Genomic DNA, 19,599 nt, shown 5'->3' with positions numbered 1-19,599 from the left:
GAAGGACACGATGGACCAAGAGCTGATGCGCATCCTCACCGGAGGATGGGTGGCGCAGGCGACCTTCGTCGCCGTCCGGCTCGGGGTCGTGGACGCGCTCGACGGGCGCCGCCTGACCCCCGGTGAGGTCGCCGACGAGGTCGGCGCGCACCCCGAGGCCCTGCACCGCCTGCTCCGCCTGCTGGAAGGGGTGGGGCTGGCCGCCGCCGCCGACGACGGCAGGTACGCGCTCACCCCGATGGGGGCGCGGCTGCGCCGCGACGACCTGGGCCCGCTCGCCGCCCTCTATGGCGAGGACTTCTTCGCCGCCGCGTGGAACGGCCTGGAGCAGTCCGTACGCACCGGCGAGGCGGCGTTCGAGCACGTCCACGGCGAGCCCGTCTTCGCGCACCTGGCCGCCGATCCCGGCAAGGCGGCGGTGTTCAACACGGGGATGGCGGCGGGCGCCTCCTTCTTCCGCGGGGTCCCCGACGCGTACGACTTCTCCGGGCCGCGCCGCGTGGTCGACCTCGCCGGCGGCACGGGAGCCCTGCTCGGCACGATCCTGCGGAGCAACCCCGAGGCCACGGGCGTGCTGTTCGACCTGCCCGAGGTGGTTGCCGCCGCGCCCGGTCACCTGTCGCGGATGGGGGTGCTGGACAGGTGCGAGCTGGCCGCGGGTGACCTGTTCTCCTCCGTGCCGGAGGGCGGCGACGTCTACCTGCTCTCGCGCATCCTGCACGACTGGGACGACGAGCGCTGCGCCGCCCTGCTGGCCACCTGCGCCAAGGCGATGGAGCCCGGCGCCGAGCTGCTCGTCATCGAACGCGTCGTCGGGCGCGGATCGTACGTGCCGCTCGCCTTCGACCTGCACATGATGGTGATGACCGGCGGGCGGGAGCGCACCGAGGAGGAATACCGCGCGCTGCTGGAGGACGCGGACCTGACCCCTGGCCGGCTGATCGATCTGCCGCTCGGGATGCGCATGCTCGCCGCGACCCGCTGAGAGCAGCGAAAGGCGCCGGGCTCCCCGTCGAGCCCGGCGCCTTTCGCGTCCTCCGACGTTCAGCTCATCACGAGCTCGCCGGCCCGCTCCCGGATCACCTCGACGGTGCCGGCGCTCCCGTCGACGCGGATCCGGTCGCCGTCCCGCAGCAGCATGGTGGCGTTCCTGGTGCCGACGACCGCGGGGATGCCCAGCTCGCGCGCGACGATCGCGGCGTGCGACAGCGGCGCGCCGACGTCGGTGACCACCGCCGCGGCGCGCGGGAAGAGCAGCGTCCAGCCCACGTTCGTCACGGTCGTCACCAGGATCTCGCCCTCGCCCAGCCGGTCGCCGTCCGCCACGGAGGCGAGCACCCTGGCGGTCCCCTCGACCACGCCCGACGCGCCGGGGAAACCGCTGATGGTCCGCGACGGGGGCACCACGGTGGCGGCGGCGTCGAACACGTCACCGCGCCGGCCCGGGTCGGCGGCCCACCGCTCCGGGTCGAACCGGCCGCGGATGATGCCGGGGTACGGAGGCAACGACCGGTACAGCTCGTACGCCGCCCGGCGCCCGGCCACCCGCGTCAGCGGCCGTCCCGAGCCGCGCAGCACGTCGATGATCTCGCCGATCGTCAGGAAGAACAGGTCGTCGCCGTGCCCGGTCACCTCCCCGGCCCGGACCACGAAGTCGCGCACCATCCAGAAGCCCCGCATCATCTCCGACCGGGTCTCCTCGCGGGAGCGGACGATGGCCTCCCAGCGGTCGATCCTGCGCCGGAACTTCTCGGCCTTCCTCGGATGGCGCTCGCGGAAGCGCCGCCAGGCGGCCTCGCTCGCCTCGATCTGGCGGTCGAGCAGCTCGGCCGGGTCGACGGTGAGCCCGGCGAGCTGGTCGTCGAGCCACGCCGGGTCCTCCACGGGCCGGGCCACCGAGATCTCGAACTCGTCGGGGCAGCGGTGGCCGTAGGAGCGGACGTACTCGTCGCGGGTGATCTCGCCCCGCTTGAGCCGGGCCAGGCCGAGCAGCGGGCCGAGGCTCTCGAGCCGGCCCTCTCCCGACTGGATGCCGGACATCAGCACGGTGGCGTCGGCCTCACCGACCAGCTCGGCCAGCTGGGCGCCGAGGTAGATGAGCGAGCCGGCGTCCTGGCGGGCCGCGGCGGCGAGCATGCGGTTGCACTGGCTGAATCTCGGCTCGACGTCGCTCTCCCACAGCGCGACCAGGTCGTCGCCGGCGGCGATCGCGGCGCGGATCTCCTCCGTACGCCGCTCCGCGTCCGCGATGTAGGCCGGGATGTGCTCCACGAGCTTCTGGATCTCGCGGCGGCCGCCCAGCATGGGCCTGGCCGCCCTGAGGGTCTGCCAGCGCGTCATCGGCAGCAGCGGCGTCTCGACACCTTCCGGCAGCCTGCCGTAGATCGGCTCCTGGGTGGCCTCGATCTTCTTGGTGATGCCGAGGGCCTTGCCGAGGGAGGCGTTCACGCTCATGTTCATGTAGACGCGGCCGCCGATGTTGCCGCACATGGGGTGGCCGCCGAGGTCGCCGACGACCATGATCTCGGCGATGAACGCCTGCACGAGCGACCAGGTGCACGGCGTCATGACGCTGGGGATGGCCTCGCCCAGGTTGCCGTTGCTCCACAGGTAGTCGCCCTTGACGGAGTCGTTCCACACCTCGCGCCTGCCGGTGATCGGCCGGGCCTGGAGGATGTGGGGACGCCCGTCGTGCAGCGCCCACTCGACGTCCATCGGGCGGCCGTACAGCTCCTCGATCGCCATCCCCAGCTCGGCCAGCCGCTCGGCCTGCGCCCAGGTGAGGACGGGCTCGTCGCGCAGGCCGGGCGGGACAGGGTCCTCGCGCGTGCCGTCAGGCGTGCGCACGGTCATGACGGTCTTGGACGCGATCGTCTCGTCGACGACCGTGTGCTCGGCGCGGTCGAGCGTGATCGTGTCGGGCGTGACCAGGCCGCCGACGACCGCCTCGCCCAGGCCCCACGCGGCGTTGATGGTCAGCCGGTCGCGGTCCTCGGTGAAGAGCACCCCCGCGGCGTCGGCGGGAACCAGCTCCTGGACGACGACCGCGATGGCCACCTCGTCGCGCGGGATGCCGTGCCGGTCGCGGTAGGCGATGGCCCGGTCGGTCCACAGGGAGGCCCAGCAGCGCTTGACCGCGTCGAGGAGCTGCACGGCGCCGCGGATGTTGAGGTAGCTGTCCTGCTGGCCGGCGAACGACATTCCCGGCAGGTCCTCCGCGGTCGCCGACGACCGCACCGCGACCGCGGGCTCGTCGCCCAGCTCGGCGTACGCGGCCAGGATGTCGCCGGCGATCTCCGGCGGCAGCTCGCGGGCCGCGAACAGCGCCTGGATCTGCTCGGCGTCGCCGGTGAGGATCGCGTCCCGCAGGCCGTGGCGGTCCACGAACGCGCGGTAGGCGCCGGTGGTGACGTGGAAGCCCGCAGGCACCGGCAGGCTGGCCCTGGCCAGGTGGGCGAGCGATTCGCCTTTTCCGCCGACGACGTCGAGTTCGGCCCTCGGATCAGCCAGGGCAAGCGTGTTCATACGCGATCTCCATTCCGATTCGGCGGCAGGCCGAAGACGCGAGTCAGGGAAGGGAAAAGCCGGAGGTCAGGCTCTGACCACTTACCTGACTCGTCGCTGGGAAAAAGGGAAAAGAGGGAACGGCCGCCTCTTCAACGGTAGGAAATCGCCGGCGGGCGGCCCACCCCTAGGCGCCCTTAATCAGCCGTCGGCGCCGGGCCTGAGCAGGCCGGTCTCATAGGCCACCGCGACGGCGGCGGCGCGGTCGTTCACCTCGAGCTTGGCGAAGATGTGCAGCAGGTGGGTCTTCACGGTGGCCTCGGTGATGAACAACTTCCTGGCGACGTCGCGGTTGGTCGCGCCCCGCGAGATCAGCGACAGGACCTCCAGCTCGCGGCGGCTGAGCATCTGCTGCTGCGGCGCGCGGATCTTCTGCGTCAGCACCCCCGCCACGGACGGCGACAACACCGTCTCGCCGCGCGCCGCGGCCTGCACCGCGCTGCGCAACTCGGCGCGCGGGGTGTCCTTCAGCAGGTAGCCGGTCGCGCCCTCCTCGATGGCGGGCAGCACGTCGACGTCGTTGTCGAACGTGGTCAGTACGAGCACGCGCACGCCGGGCGACTGCTCACGCAGCCGGCGGATGAGCTCGGCGCCGTTCATCTTCGGCATGCGCAGGTCGGTGAGCACGACGTCGGGGTTGGTGCGCTGGACCACCGCCAGCGCCTCGAAGCCGTCGCCCGCCTCGCCGACCACCTCGAACTCGTCGTCGGTGAAGATGCCCCGCAGTCCGTCGCGGACGACCGGATGGTCGTCCACGATGATCAGGCGAATCGGCATGGTCACCCGGCGTCTCTCAGGCGGTCGGACGGTTCTGACATGGCGTCGGACATGGCGTCGGACACGGCGGCCGCGGGGATGGCCGGCACGGTCGCGGAGATGCCGGTGCCCTCGCCGGGCGCCGACTCGATCTCGAAGTCGCCGGCCAGCCTCGTCACGCGCTGGCGCATCGCGATGAGGCCGAACCCGCCGGCCTCGGAGGCGGGCGCGTGGGAGGAGATGTCGGGCGGCCCGGGGACGAATCCGGCTCCGTCGTCGCGTACATCCAGCACCACGACATCTTCCATGTACGACAGGGTGAGAGCAACTCGTCCGGCCGAGGCGTGCTTGGCGACGTTGGACAGCGCCTCCTGCGCCACCCGCAGCAGCGTGATCTCGACCTCGGCGTGCAGCGGCCGGGCGTCGCCGTTGACCGACAGGGAGGCGGCCACGCCGGTCGTCTCCGACCACCTGTCGGCGACGTCCCGCACGGCGGCGGGCAGCTGCGAGCCGGCCAGCGGCGCGGGGCGCAACGCCTGCACCGACCTGCGGGCCTCGTTGAGGTTCTCCCTGGCCAGGGTGCGTACGGTGTCGAGGCGGGCGAGCGCGGCCGGTGTGTCGTCGATCGCCTCCTCGGCGGCCTCGATCTGGGTGACGATGGCGGTCAGCCCTTGGGCGATGGTGTCGTGGATCTCCCTGGCCATGCGCTGCCGCTCGCCGAGCACCCCCGCCTCGCGCGCCTGGGTGAGCAGCCGGGCCTGCAGGCTGGCGTTCTCCTCGGCGAGCGCGGCCAGCTTGGCGCCGGTCTCCCGCAGCTGCTCGATCATCACCTTGCGGCTCTCGTTCTGGTCGGAGATCGTCTGGATGACCAGCCCGATCGCGGAGGCGATCAACGCGGCGATCAGGAAGGAGAAGAGCATCTCGCCCGGGCTGCGCCCGGCCTCCGGCCGCATGGAGACCAGCACCCCGGCCGTCGCGGCCACCCCGCCGTAGGCCCACCAGCGGGGCAGCAGCCTGAACGACTGGATGAACGCCGCCGGGCCGGTCACCGTGAAGACCGAGTCGATGCTGACCAGCGCCCCGATGGCGGCGAGCAGGACGGCGAAGTAGACGATCGCCACCACCGGGTGCCTGGTCCAGTCGGGGTGCACGCCGATCAGGAACCAGTGCCAGGCCATCGCGAACGACGCCAGCACCAGCGTGTCGAGCCGCCAGTTCTGGGCCAGCGAGAAGGCGGCGGGCAGCAGGATGAACAGGTAGGGGAGCGCGGGCCAGACCCGGTCCCAACGCGAAAGGCCGGGTCCGGTGGAGGCGACCACCGATCCCGACCCTTCACGGCGGGCGCTGCTTACCACCGGAACGCCTTGACCGCGATGCCGGCGGTGACCAGGCAGATCCCCACCATGACCAGCATCGCCACGGGGGAGGCCGCGTGGCCCTCCCAGCCGTTGCGGATGGTCTGCACGGCCGGTGCCATGGGCAGCATGTCGCCGATGGCTCGCATCGAGCCGCCCATCGACTCGCGGGGGATCACCGCGCCGGAGATGAAGACCATCGGGAAGAAGACGCTCAGCCCGAGCACGGTGGCCGTGCGGCCGGAAGGGACGACGGCGCCGAGCAGGAAGCCGATGCCGCTGAGGCTCAGCGCGCCGAGCACCCACGCCAGCACCACGATTCCCGGGTTCGCGGGGGCGGACAGGTCGTAGCCGATGGCGCCGATGGCGATGAGCAGCACCGTGCCGAGAAGGGCCATCAACATGTGGGCGATCCACTGGGCGCCGAACAGCATGCCGGGGGAGGCGGGGGTGGCGAGCAGCCGCTTCAGCACCCGGCGCTCGCGGTACTGCGCCAGGGTGGCCGGCAGGATGACCAGCGTGGCCAGCCCGATGACGAAGATGCTCAGCATCGGCACGTTGGCGTCGACCGACGGCAGCCCGCCGGGAAGGGGCTTGCCGTTGCGCAGCTTGACCCAGATCATGATCGTGGGGAAGGCCAGCGCGAAGAACGCCGACATCGGGTCCCGGATGATCAGCTTGAGCTCGACCGCGATGACCTGTGTGATGCCTTTCATGCCGCCTGCCCTCCCGTCAGAGCGAAGTAAGCGTCCTCGAGCGATTCCGTGCGGCCCTGGGTGATCAGCTCGCCCGGGGTTCCGTGGGTGATGACGCGGCCCTGGTCGATGATCGCCATGCGGTCGCACAGCGCCTGGGCCTCGTCCATGAAGTGGGTGACCAGCACGACGGTCACGCCGCGGTCGCGGACCTCGCGGACCAGGCCCCACGTCATGCGGCGGGCGGACGGGTCGAGGCCGGTGGTGAGCTCGTCGAGGAAGACGACCTCCGGGTTGCCGACCAGGGCCAGCGCGATGAACAGGCGCTGCTTCCAGCCGCCGGACAGGCTCGCGAAGCTGGAACGCTGCCGTTCGGTCAGGCCCCACTCGTCCATGAGCTTGCGCCAGTCGGCCGGCTTGTCGTAGAAGGAGGCGTACATCTTCAGTGCCTCGCCCACCTTCAGCGCGTCCGGCAGGGCGGCCTCCTGGAGCTGGACACCGATGCGGGGAAGCAGTTCGCGACGGTCGCTCTGGGGGTCGAGGCCCAGGACCCGCAGGACGCCGCCGTCCCGCTCGCGCAGGCCCGACATGCACTCCACCGTGGTGGTCTTGCCCGCTCCGTTGGGGCCGGCGATGCCGAAGATCTCGCCTTGTTCCACCTGCAGGGACACGTCCGTCAGCACCTGGCGGCCTTTGTAGCTTTTACTCATGCCCTCGATTTCGATGACTGTCATGTTTAAAGAATCATCGGGATCAGCCGCGTGCGACATCCCCCGAACGGTTGATAGGGGGTCAGCCTCCCGATTCCGGGTCCGACCTGCGGAATGGCTTCACGACCAGGTGAAACCCTAAATAGGGGTGTCGTACGCGGCGCTGATCCCCAACTCTGAATGCATGAGCGATACAGCGGTGCGCGTGCGTGAGCTGCGCAAGCGATACGGCGACCTGGTCGCCATCGACGGCGTTGACCTGGATATCGCCCGTGGCGAGGTGTTCGCGCTCCTCGGCCCCAACGGCGCAGGCAAGACGACCACTGTTGAGATCCTGGAAGGCCATCGCCGGCGAGACGCCGGCGAGGTCAGCGTGCTCGGCGAGGACCCCGGCGTGGCCGGCCGGGCGTGGCGCTCCCGTCTCGGGATGGTGCTGCAGTCGGCCACCGACGCCGCGGAGATGACCGTGCGCGAGATGGTCCATCACTACGCCCACTACTACCCGAGGCCCCGCGACCCCGAGCACGTGATCGAACTCGTCGGGCTCGCCGGCAAGGCGGACGCCCGCACGCGCAACCTCTCCGGAGGTCAGAGGCGCAGGGTCGACGTGGCGCTGGGCGTGCTCGGCAACCCCGAGCTGCTCTTCCTCGACGAGCCGACCACCGGTTTCGACCCCGAGGCCCGCCGCCAGTTCTGGAGCCTGATCTCCCGGCTGGCCGACGAGGGCACCACCATCCTGCTGACCACGCACTACCTGGACGAGGTCGAAGCGCTGGCCAACCGGGTCGGCGTGATCGTGCAGGGCAAGGTCGTGGCACTGGGCGAGCCGGCCACGCTGGCCGGACGCGCGCAGGCCATGGCGACCGTCAGCTGGACCACCGCCGACGGCGACCACAGCGTGAAGACGGCGACGCCGACGCAGGTCGTCGCCGAGCTCAGCGGCCAGTTCGACGGCGAGATCCCCGAGCTGACCGTGACACGTCCGTCTCTCGAAGACGTCTACCTCGGCCTAATCGGAGATCACTCGTGACCACCACGTTGTCAAGACCACCGGCCCGGACGGCCGCCGCGACGGCGGCGCCCCTGCCCAGCGCCGGCCGGCTGGCTCTCAAGCGAGGTGCGCTGGAGCTCAAGAGCTTCTTCCGCACCAAGGGACAGTTCATCGTCATCTTCTCGCTCCCGGCGATCATGCTGATGCTGCTCGGCGCGATGCAGTCAGGCAAGCCGGACTTCAACGGCGTCACCGGCGCCCAGATCCTCACCGCCGGCATGATCGGCGCGGGCATCATGGGCACGACCTTCCAGAACCTCGGGATCAACGTCGCGCTGGAGCGCCACGACGGCACGCTGAAGCGGCTCTACGGCATGCCCATGCCGCGGATCGCCTATTTCGGCGGCAAGGTCATTCAGGTCCTCGTGTGCATGGTCGCCGAGGTCGCCCTCCTGGTCGTGGTCGGGGTGCTGATGTTCGGCGTGCAGGTGCCCGGCACGCTCGACCGGTGGCTGACCCTCGCCTGGGTCCTCCTCCTCGGCGGCGTGGCCTGCACCCTCCTCGGCATCGCGGTCGGCAGCCTGCCGAAGTCGGCGCGCGGCGCGAACGCCATCATCACGCTGCCCTTCCTCATCGTGCAGTTCATCTCCGGCGTCTACATGCCCTTCTCCGACGTGCCCGCCTTTCTCCAGTTCATCGCGTCCCTGTTCCCGCTCAAGTGGATGACCCAGGGCATGCGTTCGGTGTTCCTGCCCGAGCACGCGGCGGCGCTCGAACCGGCCGGCTCGTGGCAGCTCCCGCTGATCGCCCTCGTGCTCGCCGCCTGGTGCGTAGGCGCGTTGCTGCTGTGCATGAAGACGTTCCGCTGGACCGCCAAGGACAGCTGACCGTAGTGGCAGGACAGGATTGCGCGGATTTGCTGACGAGGGGAGGGGAGCGCGGCGCGGACGAGTCAGGGTGACGGTGGCGGGTCCTTGAGGACGCCACCGTCATCCTCATGTCCGGCCGCATGAACGGCGGTGCTCGTACGCGGTGCGGTGTCCCTGGACGGGATACGGCGCCGCCTTCCGCTGCGGGGGCGTGGCCGCCGGCCCTTCACAGCCGGAGGGACGCCCTGGGACGGGCGCTGGAGAAGGTCCCCCGGACGAGCGCGCCGGAGAGGATCCTCGGACAGGACGCCGCAGAAGAGCGCGGACCCGGGGCCGCGGAAGGGCGCCAAGGCGGGCGCGGGGGCGGGGCCCGGGACGGCCGCGGGAGGGCGCGGGGGCGGGAGCCGGGGCTGCAGAAGGGCGCGGGACCGGGCGCCCGGGCCGGGCATGGCGGGCGTCGGGTACGGCCTGCCGCGCCTCCCGGCCGGGTCAGGTCCTGACGGCGGACGCGTACGGCGCGTCAGGCCCTGACCGGCTGCGGCACGGGTCGCCTGAGCACCGGGCGGTGGCGGCGGGAGGCCGTGCTGGCGGCCATGACGATGGCGGTGAGGAGCAGCCCGTCACGGGCCATGTACTTGCCGGTGAAACCCGTCAGCTGCTGCCCGCCCACGTGCGGGCCGGTGACCAGGAGCCGGGCGGAGAAGGCGCCCAGGACGGGGTTGAAGGACAGGATCGCGTCCTCGAAGTCCAGCCACCGCTTGGCCAGCGGGAACCAGGCCTTGTAGACCGACTCCTTGGCGGAGAACAGCAGGCGGTCCCAGGCGACCTCCGGGTGGTCGGTGGCGAGGGCGCGCAGGGCTTTGCGCTCCTCGGCCAGGGAGACCGCCTCCAGCACGCCGTTCGACAGCGGCTCGTTGGGTTCGGCGTCGATGCCGATCGTGATGGTGTCGCCGCCGGGGCTGACGACGGCTCCGCGGTAACCCGCGCAGTGCGTGATGCTGCCCACGAAGCCCTTGGGCCACTGGGGCTCGCCACGCAGGCCGGGCAGGAGGGGCTGCGGCGGCAGGCCGAGCAGGCTCATGGCCTGCCTGGCGCACATGCGCGCCGTGACGAACTCCTTGCGCCGAGTCTCCACCGATCGGCTGATCACCTCTTCTTCAGCGGGGAAGAGCATCGCGTCGTGGTCGTCGAACGTGTCCACGGCCACCACCCACGGGGGGAGGATGCTCCCGATCAAGGCATTGGTGTTCACCCTTCCAAGCTAGATACGGCCTTGCCGGGAGAGAACGTTTGACCAGGTCTTCTCGGGCCGTCCGGAGCCGGTTGCGGGGTGAACCCGCCCTCAGAAGGGGGTGCGATCGGCGCAAATTGTCCACATTTATGGTCAATTGTCGGATCGCGCCCGCGATGGCGTGATCAGCGAGGCGTCGATCGCGCGGTTGACGGCGTCGATGCGCGACGCGGCCCCCAGCTTGACGAAGATGTTCCGCAGGTGGCGCTTGACCGTGGCCTCGGTGGTGTTGATGCGCGCGGCGATCTGCCGGTTGCTGAGCGCCTGCGCCGCCAGTTCGAGGACCTCGCGCTCCTTGCTCGTCAGCACCTCGGCGGGCGCGCTCTCCATCTGCGCCAGGCTTTCGCGGGAGACGGCCAGGACGATGCGGTCTGGCTCGTCGTGCACGCTCCGGATCGCCGACACCAGCTCGTGCCAGTGGACGCTCTTGAGCAGGTATCCGCGGATGCCGGCGGCGAGAAGCCTGCGCAGCAGCTGCGGGCCGTCGTACATGCTGAGGATGATGATCTGCGTGTTCGGGACCTGGCTGCGCAGCCGCGTCACGGTGTCGGTGGCCGAGTCGCCTGGGATCTCCACGTCCAGCAGGAGGATGTCCGGCTTCTTGTCGGCGACCAGGCGGAGGGCGTCGTCGGAGGTGCCCGCCTCGCCCACCACGGCCAGCCCTTCCTGGGCTTCCAGGATCTCCCTGAGTCCTTCGCGGAACAGGGCGTGGTCGTCCACGATGGCGATCGTGGTGGGCGGGTCACTCCTGATCATCGAGGCGCCTCTGGATGGGCACGGCGAGATCGACCCTGGCGCCCCTGCCGGGCTTGCTGGCGATCGTCACCGTGCCGCCGAGTAACTGGGTGCGCTCCCTGATGGACGACAGCCCGAGGCTGCCCTTCGGCGGCTGGCCGTCCGGATCGAAACCGCAGCCGTTGTCGATCACGCACGCGACCAGTTCGTGCGGCGCGACGTCGATCCTGATGAGGATGGCCGACGGGTCCCCGTGGGTGAGCGCGTTGCGCGCCGCCTCACGCAGGATCAGCAGGCACTCCTCGCTGACGGTCGGGGGCGCCCAGGTCTGGTCGCCGTTCACGATCAGCTCGATCTGCACGTCGTCCGTCCCGATGATGTCCAGGTAGCTGAGCAGCCCCTTCTCCAAGGTGCTGCCCCCTGGGGGATGGAGGTCGGAGGTGACCTGGCGCAGGCTGTACATGGTCTCCTGGATGGCCTGCTGGGCCATCTCCAGCTTGGCCAGTGCCTTCGCCGGTTCCCCCGGGCGGTACATGTTCGACAGCTCCAGCTGGCGCTGGGCCACGCTGAGGCTGTGGCCGATGCGGTCGTGCAGCTCCCTGGCGATCCGCCGGCGCTCGGCCATCTGCGCCTCGGTCACCTTGTTGAGCAGGATGCCGGTGTAACTGTTCGCGGCCTCCCTGATACGCAGGGAGATGCTCTGTTCCAGTGCCGTCACGACGAGCCTGAGCATGTGAGCGGCATGGGTGTCGTCCTGGAGCCGCTGGCTCAGCGTGGCGAACGCCGCGCGGAAGAACACCGAGGCCGCCATCAGCGACTCTCTCGGATGGACGCCCGCCGACGCCCGTGCCACGCCGATGTCCCAGGCCAGGAAACGGGACGTCTCGTCGTCGTCCTGAAGACGTCCCGCACGCAGTGCCCCCGCCATCTCCGTCAGGATCTGGCCTGCGTTCGTCATGACCTGGGCTTTCGTCACCTGATCATTGATCAGCACGCTACCGATGGCCGCAAGTCCCTGCTCGTACTTGCTCAGTATGTCCGCTCGGCACTCCTCGATAAGGCTCGCCGGCCCCGTAGCGTCTTGCTCACCCGTATGCGCAATTTCTCCCACCGTGTCCCCTTGGAGAGTGCACGAATGCTTACATCTTGGGTCAACACTGGTGAGTAGGCAACTGTATGCCGATGGCGGGCATACGCGGAGTGTCCTCCGAGCAGCCTCTGCCGGCCCTGTGACCTGCTGAAACGGGGCGCGACATGGAAATGTCAATATTGCGTGAACGGCGCGCCGCAGGCCCGGGCTGGCGCGCCAGCCCGCCGGAGTGGCGCGACGGGGCGGCGGTCGACATGAGCGCGACTCGTATTAGCGCGATTCACGTTAATGACTCATAACGATACTCGTCGGTAAGGTTTGGGGCCTCTCCACCCCCTCCCGCGTGCGCAGGCGGCGGGGCCCGCGGGCCCGGGGGTCCGCCGGGGGCGCGCCGCCCGGCGCGGGCCCGCGATGACTCGGACCTGGGCGTGGTCCGAAAGTTGAAGACCGGCTGGTCCATACGGAGCGACCCGCGTTATTAAGGATAAGCCGTATTGTGAGCCCCCAGAGCCGCACCTAACGTGATGAACGTCAACCCAGAAACGGGTGCGGAAGGGGTTGAGGTCATGCGGCGGGTGCGACAGTCCACGACATCGAAGCCGAGAAAAGAGCAGAAAAGCTCGTTGGACCTCAGAACTCCTTCCGGTCGTGAATTGCCTTTCTAAAAGGGGTGTCCAATCATGGGGCTGTTCGAGAGAGATGCGGCCATGACCTCCATGCACGGCCTCCTCGCCGAGGCCGTTGGCGGCAAGGGCAGGGTCGCGATGGTGACGGGGGTCGTCGCGACCGGCAAGAGTGAGCTTCTGCATGCCTTCGCCGAACAGGCACTCGAACGGGGTGCTCTGCCGCTGGTGGCGTCCGCCACCCAGGCGGAGAGCGATATTCCGCTGGGCGTGCTCGGCCAGCTCTTCCAGAACGCGCCGCTGCGCGAGGACGTGCGCGCGGTCGCGGCCGACCTGCTGCGGGAGGGCGCGGAGATGGCCTCGCCCGCCAAGGGGGACCGCGTCGAGCAGGTGGACGTGCAGATCGTGCACTCGCTCTGCGCGGTCCTGCTCTCGCTGGCCGAGCGCCATCCGCTGGCGATCGTCGTCGACGACGTCCACCTCGCCGACAGGGCCTCGCTGCTCTGCCTGTCCTACCTCGTCCGCAGGTCCAGGTACGCGCCGCTGGTAGCGGTCTTCAGCCAGGCCGAATACCGCCAGCACATGCACGGCTTCTTCGCCACCGAGATGCTCCGCCAGCCCCACTGCACCGCCGTCAGGCTGGCGCCGCTGTCGTACGGCGCCGCGCTCAGCATGACGGCAGAGCGCCTGGGCGAGGCGGCGGCCAAGGAGGTGACGCCGGAGTGGCACGCGCTCAGCGGCGGCAACCCGCTCCTGCTCCGCGGGCTGATCGAGGACCACGAGAGCGGCGGGAGCGCTCCCGCCGAGCGCTACGGCGAGGCCGTGCTGTCGTGCCTGCACCGGGCCGACCCCGGGCTCATGCAGGTCGCCGGCTGGCTCGCGGTGCTGGACGACCCGGCGCTCCTCGAGCGCCTGCTCGGCTCCGACTCCGCGGCGATGGCGCACGCCATGCACTGGCTGGAGACCGCAGGCCTGCTGGAGTCGGGCCACTATCGGGCCGAGATCGCCAGGAGGACCGTGCTGGCCGAGCTGAGCGACGAGGTGCGCCGCAGCGTGCACCGGCGGGCCGCCGAGCTGCTGCACGAGGAGGGCGCCGACGACATCGCGATCGCCGAGCACCTGCTCGGCGCCGACGCGACCAACCTGCCGTGGGCCGTGCCCGTGCTGGAGGCGGCGGCGCTGAGCCGGCTGGACGGCGGGTCCGTCACCTCGGCTGTCGACTACCTGAAGCTCGCCTGGCGCGGCTGCACCGACGAGCGGCACCGCACCACCATCGCCACGGTCCTGATGCGCGCCGAGTGGCGCATCAACCCCAGCACGCCGGCCGAGCACATCGCCGAACTGACCGACGCCCTGCACAACGGGACCCTGCGCGGCAGCGACGCGGTCGTGCTGGCCAGGGCGCTGCTGTGGCACGGCAAGGTCGACGACGCCTGCCAGGTGCTCGAGCACCTGAAGGAGAGCGGCGACACCGAGCCGCAGACCGTGGCCGAGCTCATCGGCACCCGGCTGTGGCTGCGCTGCTCCGCGCCGCCGCTGCTGGCCCACGTCAACAGGTCGACCAGCGAGCAGGCCAGGGAGGCCGTGCTGCCGGTACGCGTGAGCCGGCGGCTCGAGTCGATCAACGCGCTGATCTCGGTGCTCACCCGCGGGCCGCGCGAGCGCGTTCTCGGCACCGTCGAGCGCATTCTGCACAGCTCCCGCCTGGACGAGATGTCCATGGACACGGTCGAGAGCTCTCTGCTCGCGCTCACGTACGGTGGCTGGCCGGACAAGGCCGTGCCCTGGTGCGACGCCTTCATCGAGGAGGCGCAGTCCCGCAGCGCCCCTGCCCGGCGCGCCCGGCTGACCGCGATCCGCGCCGAGATCGCCATGCGCCGCGGCGACCTCGAGACCGCGGCGTCGTGCGCCCGGCAGGCCCTGGAGATCATCCCGCCCGCCAGCTGGGGTGTCACCGTGGGCGGCCCGCTGGCCAACCTGATGCTCGCCAGCACGGCCATGGGGCAGTACGACCAGGCGCTCGCCCAGGTCAACACGCCGGTGCCGGACGCCATGCTGCAGACCCGCTTCGGACTGCACTACCTGCACGCCCGCGGCCGCTACCACCTCGCGGTCGACCACCCGGCGGCGGCGCTGCGCGACTTCCGGTTCTGCGGCGAGCTCATGGCCGAGTGGGAGATGGACACGCCGGGATTCATCGCCTGGCGTACCGACGCGGCCGAGGCGCTCATCAGGATGGGCGAGCAGGCGGAGGCCCGCGCCCTGATCGAGGAGCAGCTCTCCCGGTGCGGCCCGATGGCCTCCCGTACGCACGGGATCGCGCTGCGCCTGCTGGCCGCCACGAGCGAGCTCCGGCACCGGCCCATGCTGCTGCGGCAGTCCACGGACCGCCTGCAGGCCTGCGGTGACCGCTACGAGCTCGCCCGGTCGTTGTTCGACCTCACCGAGGCCTTCCACAGCGTCGGTGAGTTCCGCCGGGCGGGGATCATCGCCAGCCGTACGCGCATCCTCGCGCAGGAGTGCGGCGCCCAGCCGCTGAGCCACGCGCTGGACGGCGACGGAGCCGCCGCCGAGGGGCAGGGCTCCGAGATCAGCAAGGTGGTGGCCATCCTCAGCGACGCGGAGCGACGCGTCGCCGGCCTGGCCGCGGTCGGCTACACCAACCGGGAGATCGCCGCCAAGCTGTTCATCACGGTGAGCACGGTCGAGCAGCACCTGACCCGCATCTACCGCAAGCTCGGGATCACTCAGCGCTCCGATCTCCCTCCCAATCTGGAGCTCAGCCCCACCCTGCGCTGACCTCTTGAGCTCCTCGAGCTGCCCACCGCGTGGATCCCGCGTGGTGGGCAGCGACATTAACAATGTGTATAACGAAGAGTTGCGTACAGTGTCAAGTGCAGATAAAGCGTAATGATGTTTCCCATATTCGCCCGGTGCTCCCGGGGGATAGGGGTTGTGGCGCGAACTTGGCCCACAGATCGTATGTAGCAACGGTGAGGGCCAATGGGAGGGGGTGTCGTGGACAGCAGAAGGCTGGGCGACACAGGGCCGATCACCTCGTGTCTGGGCTTCGGATGTCTGGCTCTCTCCGGCGTGTACGGCGAAGCGGACCGCTCGGAGTCGCTGGCGTTGCTCCACAACGTGCTCGACACAGGTGTGACCTTGCTCGACATGTCCGACGACCACGCCCACGGTGAGATCGAACGGCTCGTCGGCGAGGCCGTCAGGCCCTGGCGCGACGACGTCCTGCTCTCGACCCGCACCCTCCAGCGCCGCGCGGGAGACGTGCCGCTGCGGCAGGCGTGCGAGGCCTCGCTGGAACGGCTGGGCGTCGACCACGTCGACCTCTACGTCGTCGGCAGGGAGCCGGGCGCCGTGCCCGTCGAGGAGACCGCGGGCCGGCTCGGCGAGCTGGTGGCGGCGGGCAAGGTGCGCTACGCGGGCCTGACAGGGGTGACGGGGGACGAGCTGCGCCGGGCGCACGCGGTCCATCCGATCACCGCCCTGGCCATGGAGTACTCCCTGTGGCACCGTGACGCCGAGCTCGACCAGCTGCCGGTGGCGCGCGAGCTCGGCATCGGGCTGATCGCCGGCCGGCCGCTGGGCCGCGGCTTCCTGGCCGGGCGCGGCGGCTCCGCCCGCGAGCTCGACCCGGGGGACGCCCGCCGTACCGACCCCCGGTTCGACCCGGCCAACCTGCCGGGCAACATCGCCAGGCTCAGGAAACTGGAGGCCGAGGCGGCGACCATGGACGTCAGCACCGGCCGGCTGGCGCTGGCCTGGCTGCTGGCCAGAGGGCCCGACGTGGTGCCCGTGCCCAGCACCCGCGACCCGGTCCACCTGGAGATGAACGCGGGTTCCGTCAGGCTGCTGCTGACCGACGCGACGTGCCGCCGGCTGGAGGCGGCCTTCCCGCACGGCGCGGCCGCCGGAGCACCGCTGCCCGGTTAGCCGGGCCGATCGGTCAGGCCCTGTCGGTCAGGCCCCGTCAGTCAGGCGGGACTCGCCGGCGGCCACGGTCAGAGGGCTCAGACGAGGGTCAGGATCACCAGGCCGTGCAGGGCGTACTGCGTGGCCATGAAGGCGCCGTACGGCTCGCGGCGGCGCCCCTGGACGCACAGGACCGTGATGGCGATCGCACCGGCGACCATGGCGAGAGCGCTGGGCCACAGCGGCAGCTCCAGCAGCAGCACCGCCGCCGTGAACGCGAGCGCCAGGCCGATGGCGACGGCGCAGATCGCCCGCCGCAGGGCGTCCTCGCCGTGCGTGACCGCGAAGGTCGTCCGGCCGGCCTGCGTGTCGCCCTCGATGTCGGGCAGGTCCTTGGTCGTCGACCCCACCAGCGCGGTCCAGAGCGACGCCGCCGGCACGAAGACGACCAGCATCAGGGAGACATGGAACTCGCTGGCGTAGGAGAGCGCGCCCGCGACGTAGGTGAGCACGGTGGCGGCGCCTCCGGTCAGGACCGTGCCGCCCGAGCTGCGCTTGAGCGGGAACGGCGGGCCCGAGTACAGGTAGCCGAGCACCAGCACGACCGTGAGCAGCAGGCCCATCCGCGGGTCGAGCGCGAAGCCGCTGAGCAGGCTGACCAGCGCCGCGCCCACCGCCACCGCGGTGGCGAAGGTGGGCGGCAGGTCGCCTCTGCAGATGGGCCTGCGCGAGCCGTTGAGGCGGTCCTCGGAAACGTCCATCACGCCGTTGAAGAGATAGACGGAGAAAATCATCAGCACCCATGTCAGGGCGCCCCAGGCCGTTCTGCCGAGATGCCCGTCGGCGCCGGCGACCTGCGCGCACAATGCGGTGCCGGTCAGAAAACGCAGTAAGAAGATTATTTGCACAGAAGGGCGAGACTCTGCCAGACACAGACCGCCGCGCCGCAGCGCCACGGTTTCGATGGTCGCCATGATCGGATTGTGCGCGACCGCCGGGAGGCGGAGAAGGGGGGTGCGCCTAAAGATACCGGGGTGGGCACTCTCGATACCCGGGCGGATATCTATGGGTAAGGACCGGCACTCTCATGATCCTCGCCCTATTCGGCGGCGCCCGGCCGATTGTACGTTGTGATCGGAGATCTCCTACAGGCAGACCATGACCAAGGCGAAGGAGATTCAACCATGGTCCCGACCCGCCCCGTAGAGCGCTATTCGGACTTTACTCCGTTGGCCCTGGCCGACCGCACGTGGCCGGACAAGAAGATCGTTTCAGCGCCGCGCTGGCTGTCGACGGACCTGCGCGACGGCAACCAGTCACTGGCCAATCCCATGTCGCCGGCCAGGAAACTCCAGATGTTCGAGCTGCTCGTCGACATCGGCTACAAGGAGATCGAGGTCGGATTCCCGGTGGCCAGCCAGGACGACTACGACTTCGTACGCCTGCTCATCGAGGAGAACCGCATCCCCGACGACGTGTGGATCTCGGTGCTCGTGCCGGCGCGGGACGAGCTGATCGAGCGTTCGGTGAGCGCGCTCGCGGGGGCGCCGCGCGCCACTTTCCACCTTTACAACGCGACCGCGCCGCTGTTCCGGCGCGTGGTGTTCGACATGGACCGCGCGCAGTGCAAGGACCTGGCCGTGCAGGGCACCCGGATGATGATGAAGTACGCCGAGCGCGACCTGGCCGGCTGCGACCTGCGCTACCAGTACTCGCCGGAACTGTTCAACGAGACCGAGCCCGACTTCGCCCTCGAGGTCTGCGAAGCGGTCATGGACGTGTGGGAGGCCGGCCCGGGACGCCCGATCATCCTGAACTTCCCCACCACCGTGGAGCGTTCCCTGCCGTCGGTGTTCGCCGACCAGGTCGAGTGGCTGGACCGCCACCTGTCCCGCAGGGAGCACGTGTGCCTGTCCATCCACCCGCACAACGACCGCGGCACGGGGGTTGCCGCGGCCGAGCTGGCGATGCTGGCAGGCGCCGAGCGGATCGAGGGCTGCCTGTTCGGCAACGGCGAGCGGGCCGGCAACGTGTGCCTGGTGACGCTGGGCATGAACATGTTCACCCACGGCGTGGACCCCGAGATCGACTTCTCCGACATCGACCGCATCCGCGGCACGGTCGAACACTGCAACGAGATCCCCGTGCACCCCAGGCACCCGTACGGGGGCGAGCTGGTCTACACCGCCTTCTCCGGCTCGCACCAGGACGCGATCAAGAAGGGGTTCGACGACCTGGAGCGCCGGGCCGCCGGGTCCGGCGTCGGCGCCGACGAGATGCCGTGGACCATGCCGTACCTGCCGGTGGACCCCAAGGACGTCGGGCGCACGTACGAGGCGATCGTGCGGATCAACAGCCAGTCGGGCAAGGGCGGCATCGCGTACATCATGAGCGCCTGGCACGGGATGGAGCTCCCTCGCGAGCTGCAGCGGGAGTTCGCCGGGCTCGTGCAGGAGCGGGCCGACCTGCGGGGCAGCGAGCTCTCGCCCGACCAGGTGTGGGAGCTGTTTCAGGAGGAGTACCTCTCCCGCGACGAGCGGTCCGGCGCGCTGGGCGCGGGCGGCGACCGGATCACCGCGACGCTGCACATGGACGGCCAGCGCGAGCAGGCCGTGCGAGCCATCGGCGCCACGCTGGCGCCCCTGGGCGTGGACGTGCGCGCGGTGCACCGGTCCGGCGGCGCCGAGCGGGTCGCCAGCATGGAGACGACGGTGTACGCCGAATGCAAGGTGGACGGCGAGACGGTCTGGGGGGTCGGCGTCGCCACCAACGTGGTGGACGCGACCCTGATGGCGGTCGGCTCGGCCGCCAGGAGGAGCGGGCGGACGGAGGTCAGGCTCGCGAATGCAAGCTGACGCCCAGCGCGCGACAGAAGCCCGGCAGCGGGGGGGGGGAGGGGGGGGGGGGGGGGGGTGGGGGTGGTGGGGGGGGGGGGGGGGGGGGAGGGCGTTAGGCGACAGAAAAGACAACCAATCCCCTCTTGCCCGGGG

The 19,599-nt window shown here is 70.4% G+C and carries 15 protein-coding genes; 6 read left to right on the top strand and 9 right to left on the bottom strand.

Annotation, left to right across the window (positions count from 1 at the left end; genetic code table 11):
• Positions 1-10 precede the first annotated feature (10 nt).
• Complete coding sequence (locus ACZ6SA_RS31520; protein WP_347647009.1) at positions 11-985, top strand: methyltransferase; 975 nt, start codon at positions 11-13, stop codon at positions 983-985.
• A gap of 59 nt (positions 986-1,044) precedes the next feature.
• Here the strand turns inward: ACZ6SA_RS31520 and ACZ6SA_RS31515 are convergent, their stop codons facing one another.
• The 5 genes from ACZ6SA_RS31515 to ACZ6SA_RS31495 form a co-directional block, all read right to left on the bottom strand.
• Positions 1,045-3,525, bottom strand: coding sequence for a PEP/pyruvate-binding domain-containing protein (locus tag ACZ6SA_RS31515; protein ID WP_347647010.1), 2,481 nt, complete (start codon positions 3,523-3,525; stop codon positions 1,045-1,047).
• A gap of 180 nt (positions 3,526-3,705) precedes the next feature.
• Positions 3,706-4,341, bottom strand: a complete 636-nt coding sequence (locus ACZ6SA_RS31510) for a response regulator (protein ID WP_132604903.1) — start codon at positions 4,339-4,341, stop codon at positions 3,706-3,708.
• Between the two features lie 2 nt (positions 4,342-4,343).
• On the bottom strand, positions 4,344-5,675 hold the full coding sequence (locus ACZ6SA_RS31505) for a sensor histidine kinase (RefSeq protein WP_347647011.1): 1,332 nt from the start codon (positions 5,673-5,675) through the stop codon (positions 4,344-4,346).
• The gene (locus ACZ6SA_RS31500) at positions 5,669-6,391 is read right to left on the bottom strand and encodes an ABC transporter permease (protein WP_347647012.1); all 723 of its coding nucleotides are present in this window, start codon (positions 6,389-6,391) and stop codon (positions 5,669-5,671) included. The genes ACZ6SA_RS31505 and ACZ6SA_RS31500 overlap by 7 nt, the downstream gene beginning before the upstream one ends.
• On the bottom strand, positions 6,388-7,104 hold the full coding sequence (locus ACZ6SA_RS31495) for an ABC transporter ATP-binding protein (protein ID WP_347647013.1): 717 nt from the start codon (positions 7,102-7,104) through the stop codon (positions 6,388-6,390). The genes ACZ6SA_RS31500 and ACZ6SA_RS31495 overlap by 4 nt, the downstream gene beginning before the upstream one ends.
• Before the next feature lie 160 nt (positions 7,105-7,264).
• On the opposite strand from ACZ6SA_RS31495, the gene ACZ6SA_RS31490 reads away from it, so the two are divergent.
• Both ACZ6SA_RS31490 and ACZ6SA_RS31485 read left to right on the top strand, forming a co-directional pair.
• Entirely contained in the window at positions 7,265-8,110 is an 846-nt protein-coding gene (locus tag ACZ6SA_RS31490; RefSeq protein ID WP_347647014.1) for an ABC transporter ATP-binding protein, read from the top strand.
• Complete coding sequence (locus tag ACZ6SA_RS31485) at positions 8,107-8,958, top strand: ABC transporter permease (RefSeq protein WP_347647015.1); 852 nt, start codon at positions 8,107-8,109, stop codon at positions 8,956-8,958. Before ACZ6SA_RS31490 ends, ACZ6SA_RS31485 begins: the two co-directional genes overlap by 4 nt.
• A 502-nt stretch (positions 8,959-9,460) precedes the next feature.
• Here the strand turns inward: ACZ6SA_RS31485 and ACZ6SA_RS31480 are convergent.
• The 3 genes from ACZ6SA_RS31480 to ACZ6SA_RS31470 all read right to left on the bottom strand — a co-directional run bounded on the left by ACZ6SA_RS31480 (position 9,461) and on the right by ACZ6SA_RS31470 (position 11,960).
• A complete protein-coding gene (locus ACZ6SA_RS31480) occupies positions 9,461-10,192 on the bottom strand; it encodes a 4'-phosphopantetheinyl transferase family protein (RefSeq protein WP_347647016.1) in 732 nt (243 codons plus the stop codon).
• 132 nt (positions 10,193-10,324) lie between these two features.
• Entirely contained in the window at positions 10,325-10,987 is a 663-nt protein-coding gene (locus tag ACZ6SA_RS31475) for a response regulator transcription factor (protein WP_347647017.1), read from the bottom strand.
• Positions 10,974-11,960, bottom strand: coding sequence for a sensor histidine kinase (locus ACZ6SA_RS31470; RefSeq protein ID WP_347647018.1), 987 nt, complete (start codon positions 11,958-11,960; stop codon positions 10,974-10,976). The genes ACZ6SA_RS31475 and ACZ6SA_RS31470 overlap by 14 nt, the downstream gene beginning before the upstream one ends.
• Before the next feature lie 776 nt (positions 11,961-12,736).
• Here ACZ6SA_RS31470 and ACZ6SA_RS31465 point away from each other — a divergent pair.
• Together ACZ6SA_RS31465 and ACZ6SA_RS31460 are read left to right on the top strand one after the other, a co-directional pair.
• Entirely contained in the window at positions 12,737-15,478 is a 2,742-nt protein-coding gene (locus ACZ6SA_RS31465; protein ID WP_465832232.1) for an AAA family ATPase, read from the top strand.
• A gap of 219 nt (positions 15,479-15,697) precedes the next feature.
• The gene (locus tag ACZ6SA_RS31460; protein ID WP_347647020.1) at positions 15,698-16,630 is read left to right on the top strand and encodes an aldo/keto reductase; all 933 of its coding nucleotides are present in this window, start codon (positions 15,698-15,700) and stop codon (positions 16,628-16,630) included.
• 77 nt (positions 16,631-16,707) lie between these two features.
• Here ACZ6SA_RS31460 and ACZ6SA_RS31455 read toward each other — a convergent pair whose 3' ends face one another.
• A complete protein-coding gene (locus ACZ6SA_RS31455; RefSeq protein WP_347647021.1) occupies positions 16,708-17,583 on the bottom strand; it encodes a UbiA family prenyltransferase in 876 nt (291 codons plus the stop codon).
• A 210-nt stretch (positions 17,584-17,793) separates the two neighbouring features.
• Here ACZ6SA_RS31455 and leuA point away from each other — a divergent pair, with 210 nt between their 5' ends.
• Positions 17,794-19,464 carry a 2-isopropylmalate synthase gene (leuA, locus tag ACZ6SA_RS31450; RefSeq protein WP_347647022.1) on the top strand — a complete coding sequence of 557 codons (1,671 nt, stop codon included), beginning with the start codon at positions 17,794-17,796 and terminating at the stop codon, positions 19,462-19,464.
• Positions 19,465-19,599 lie beyond the last annotated feature (135 nt).

Source organism: Nonomuraea sp. NPDC049378 (assembly GCF_055586745.1).
Note: the sequence above shows the minus strand (reverse complement) of the source record. Positions and strands in the feature narration are given on the sequence as shown.

Bases quoted from the DNA above. Each gene is read 5' to 3' on its own strand.
- ACZ6SA_RS31455 (WP_347647021.1), bottom strand. From the start codon at position 17,583: ATGGCGACCATCGAAACCGTGGCGCTGCGGCGCGGCGGTCTGTGTCTG.
- ACZ6SA_RS31520 (WP_347647009.1), top strand. From the start codon at position 11: ATGGACCAAGAGCTGATGCGCATCCTCACCGGAGGATGGGTGGCGCAG.
- leuA (WP_347647022.1), top strand. From the start codon at position 17,794: ATGGTCCCGACCCGCCCCGTAGAGCGCTATTCGGACTTTACTCCGTTG.
- ACZ6SA_RS31510 (WP_132604903.1), bottom strand. From the start codon at position 4,341: ATGCCGATTCGCCTGATCATCGTGGACGACCATCCGGTCGTCCGCGAC.
- ACZ6SA_RS31495 (WP_347647013.1), bottom strand. From the start codon at position 7,104: ATGACAGTCATCGAAATCGAGGGCATGAGTAAAAGCTACAAAGGCCGC.
- ACZ6SA_RS31490 (WP_347647014.1), top strand. From the start codon at position 7,265: ATGAGCGATACAGCGGTGCGCGTGCGTGAGCTGCGCAAGCGATACGGC.
- ACZ6SA_RS31465 (WP_465832232.1), top strand. From the start codon at position 12,737: ATGGGGCTGTTCGAGAGAGATGCGGCCATGACCTCCATGCACGGCCTC.
- ACZ6SA_RS31475 (WP_347647017.1), bottom strand. From the start codon at position 10,987: ATGATCAGGAGTGACCCGCCCACCACGATCGCCATCGTGGACGACCAC.
- ACZ6SA_RS31500 (WP_347647012.1), bottom strand. From the start codon at position 6,391: ATGAAAGGCATCACACAGGTCATCGCGGTCGAGCTCAAGCTGATCATC.
- ACZ6SA_RS31515 (WP_347647010.1), bottom strand. From the start codon at position 3,525: ATGAACACGCTTGCCCTGGCTGATCCGAGGGCCGAACTCGACGTCGTC.